Genomic DNA, 3,371 nt, shown 5'->3' with positions numbered 1-3,371 from the left:
GCCGTCGGCCGCGTTCACCACCAGGATCGCGCCGTCCATCTGCGCCGCACCGGTGATCATGTTCTTCACGTAGTCGGCGTGGCCGGGGCAGTCCACATGCGCGTAGTGGCGTGCTTCGGTCTCGTATTCCACGTGCGCGGTGGAGATCGTGATGCCGCGGGCCTTCTCTTCGGGCGCGCCGTCGATCTGGTCGTAGGCGCGGAAGTCGCCGAAGTACTTCGTGATCGCCGCCGTCAGCGTCGTCTTGCCGTGGTCAACGTGACCGATCGTGCCGATGTTTACGTGCGGCTTGTTACGTTCAAACTTTGCCTTTGCCATGGTGGGCGCCCTTTGCATTGAGGAGCCCCCGACGGGGCCCGATCCCTATATGGCGGGCGATGTATTTGAGACGGCCTCCGAAATCAAGCGCATGTCGCAGCATTGAACGACCGTTCCTGCAATTCAAACTCTCGCCGGTCGGACATTCCCGTTCGGACAGCGTACCCTTGCCATTCCGGCAGCCAGGTGCAGTCAAATGCCGCGTTGGCAGGAAAGGGACCACGCCTTACCTTGAAGGCGAACCGCACCCCCGCGCCCCCCTGCCGCAAGAGGAATAGCCCATGAACGAGACCGCCCGCCTTCCCGTCCGCGTGCCGCTGGTCACGGAACCATGGGGGATCCTCAAGAGCCTGCAAATGGCGCGACGCAACGTGTTGAGCATCATACCCGAGATCGCGACCCGGCAACCGATGGTATCGGGCAAGACGGGCAAGCGCTGGCACATGGTGATGGATCCCGGCGCGATACGGCAAATCCTGCTCGACCGGGTGGAGGATTATCCGAAATCGCTGGTGACCAAGAACCTGTTGAAACCGGCAATTGGCGATTCGCTGTTCATCGCCGAAGGCGCGCACTGGCGTTGGCAGCGACGCGCTGCCGCGCCGGTCTTCTCTCATCGCAACGTGCTGAACCTGTCACCCATCATGACCGCGGCGGCTGAGCGAACCACGCAAAGGATCGCCGGGCATGGTCCCCGGGCCGTGAACTTGCTCGATGAAATGGTGACAACCACCTTCGACGTGATCTCGGACGTGACATTTTCGGGGGGCGATACCTTTGACCGCGACGCGGTTCACGGCGCCATCGACGACTATGTGGCAGAGGCGGGCAAGATCAGCCTTTTCGACATCCTCGGCTTCCCCGACTGGGTCCCGAGACCGGGGCGCATCATGTCGGGGGCCGCGCTGAAACAGATGAAATCCATGGCCGACGGCGCAATCGAGGCACGCGCACAGCGCGGGCATGACGGCGTGCCGGACCTGCTCGACCTCCTGCTTTCGGGCGTCGACCCCAAGACCAAGCGTCAGATGAATACCGCCGAACTGCGGGACAACCTGCTGACTTTCATCGTGGCGGGCCACGAAACGACGGCGCTGACGCTTGCATGGTCGATGTATCTGGTGTCCTTCGATGAGGGCGTGCAGGACCGTGCCCGCGAAGAGGCGCGTTCGGTCCTGAAGAGCCGCGCTGCTACGGGGGATGACGTGGAAAAGCTGCCCTTCATTCGCCAGATCGTCGATGAGGCGCTGCGCCTCTACCCGCCCGCGGGCATCATCTCCCGCACGGCGGCGAAACCCGACACGCTCTGCGACAGGGAAATCCGCCCGGGCGATACGGTCATGGTGCCGATCTATGCGCTGGGGCGTAACGCCCTGCTCTGGGACGAACCGGATGCCTTCCGACCCGACCGGTTCGCGGACCGCAAGGCAATCGACCGCTACGCCTACCTTCCCTTCGGTGACGGCCCGCGCATCTGCATCGGCGCTTCCTTTGCTTTGCAAGAGGCCGTGATCATCCTCGCCACGCTGCTCGCAAGGTTCCGTTTCACGCCGGTACCGGGCAAGGAGCCTGAACCGGTGATGATCATCACGCTGCGCCCCGAAGGCGGCGTCTGGCTGAACGCGGAGGCATTGGACTGAGCCTACGGTCGAAGACTGGCTAGCCCTCGCAAATGGATTGCAGAGCAAGCCAGTCCGCGACCGGCAGCACGGGCTGCGCCGTACCGGGCGGCAAAGGATCACGCAGTGCCGCTTCGATCCTTGCCGAAAGGCTGGGGTGGCTGAGGAAATGGGCGATGACCCCATCCTCTCCGTCGTCTTCCTGCACCCCTGCAGCGGCCCGCATCCGTTCGAACGCAAGGGCAAGCGCCGTGGGCGCCACCCCCGCCTGCCGCAGCACCTCGCGGGCGTAAACATCCGCCTCGGTCTCGGCCAGTTGGGAATAGCGCGCGTTGATGAGCCGTTCGGTCAGGAACAGCACGGCGGCACCGCCCGCGAAATCGCCCAGCACCAGACCCAGCACCCCGATGGAACCGGCGGAGCGCAGGGCATGACGGGTCGGATCACGCCGTGCGACATGGCCCATTTCATGGGCAAGCACCGCCGCCACCTCTTCCGGGGTCTCCGCCAGTTCCAGCAGCCCCCGGAACAATACAACCTGGCCCCCCGGCAGGGCGAAGGCGTTGATCATCGGATGATCCAGAACCGAGACGGACAGCGGCACCGGCAAGGCCGATCCCGGCGCAAGTCTTTCAGTCATCCGGTCAAGCGCGGCCTGCCCCCGGGGCGCATCGCAAAACGGCAATGCCCCCATCCCGGTTTCATCAAGCGCCATGCGCACCTGTTCGAGCGTTGCCTCGCCCAGCGCCCTTTCCCCCTCCGGCGGAATGTATTCCGCCAACCGGTCCGACAGCAGCGGGATCAGGTAGAGCAACTGCAGCCAGACCGCCGCAACAGCGGCCAACCCCCAGGCCAGCAGGCGCAACCGCCGGACCGAATGAACCCGCCGCCTGACCGCAGGCAGGTAGCCCAGCATTTCCTGATCCGTGATTTCCAGCCGGGTAAGCGGGTCGCCTGCGCGGCACAGCAGCGTCCGGTCCCGCCCGGCCCGATCCGGCAACCTGCGGATTTCCTTCACCGGCCAGCGTATGATCCGTCCGTCATCCAGCCCGATCTGCAACACCCCGCTGGCGATATGCAGGCTCACCTCCTGCGGGACCGGCCTGTCGCCATCGAAATAGCAGGCGCCGAAACCGTCGAACCCCTTGCTCATATCGCCGCCCCCAAGTCGAGCGCTTCGGCAAAACCCTCCGCTTCGGCGAAGTCGTCACGCGCGCGCTGGCTGATCGACGAAAGGCCTCGGGTTTGCGGCAGCGCGGTCGTGCGCGCCACATGGCGGATCAGCGGGAACGTCACAAAGGCGCTGTAGGCCGCACCCCACAAGGCGAAAATCAGCAGGTAAAGCATCACGAAGGACAGCAAGCCAATCCAGCCGGGCAGTACAAGCTCGCCCGCATCGATCGCTCCCAGCATATCCGCCGCCAGATCGAGGCC

3 protein-coding genes and 1 pseudogene are annotated in these 3,371 nt (G+C 64.7%); 1 reads left to right on the top strand and 3 read right to left on the bottom strand.

Going from position 1 to position 3,371, the window contains the following annotated elements; translation table 11 throughout:
* The coding region (locus tag A3764_RS09825; protein ID WP_201722421.1) for a GTP-binding protein at positions 1-318 on the bottom strand (318 nt) is incomplete at its 3' end.
* 281 nt (positions 319-599) lie between these two features.
* Between A3764_RS09825 and A3764_RS09820 the strand changes: the two genes are divergently transcribed.
* Positions 600-1,958, top strand: a complete 1,359-nt coding sequence (locus A3764_RS09820) for a cytochrome P450 (RefSeq protein WP_067924553.1) — start codon at positions 600-602, stop codon at positions 1,956-1,958.
* Between the two features lie 19 nt (positions 1,959-1,977).
* Here the strand turns inward: A3764_RS09820 and A3764_RS09815 are convergent, their stop codons facing one another.
* Together A3764_RS09815 and A3764_RS25125 are read right to left on the bottom strand one after the other, a co-directional pair.
* Positions 1,978-3,090, bottom strand: coding sequence for a M48 family metallopeptidase (locus tag A3764_RS09815; RefSeq protein WP_067924556.1), 1,113 nt, complete (start codon positions 3,088-3,090; stop codon positions 1,978-1,980).
* Positions 3,087-3,371 (bottom strand): annotated as a pseudogene (locus A3764_RS25125) (DUF898 family protein); the annotation flags it as partial. The gene A3764_RS09815 and the pseudogene A3764_RS25125, both read right to left, overlap by 4 nt.

It is taken from the genome of Sulfitobacter sp. HI0129, from assembly GCF_001635395.1.
Classification (GTDB): domain Bacteria; phylum Pseudomonadota; class Alphaproteobacteria; order Rhodobacterales; family Rhodobacteraceae; genus Sulfitobacter.
Note: the sequence above shows the minus strand (reverse complement) of the source record. Positions and strands in the feature narration are given on the sequence as shown.

Bases quoted from the DNA above. Each gene is read 5' to 3' on its own strand.
- A3764_RS09820 (WP_067924553.1), top strand. From the start codon at position 600: ATGAACGAGACCGCCCGCCTTCCCGTCCGCGTGCCGCTGGTCACGGAA.
- A3764_RS09815 (WP_067924556.1), bottom strand. From the start codon at position 3,090: ATGAGCAAGGGGTTCGACGGTTTCGGCGCCTGCTATTTCGATGGCGAC.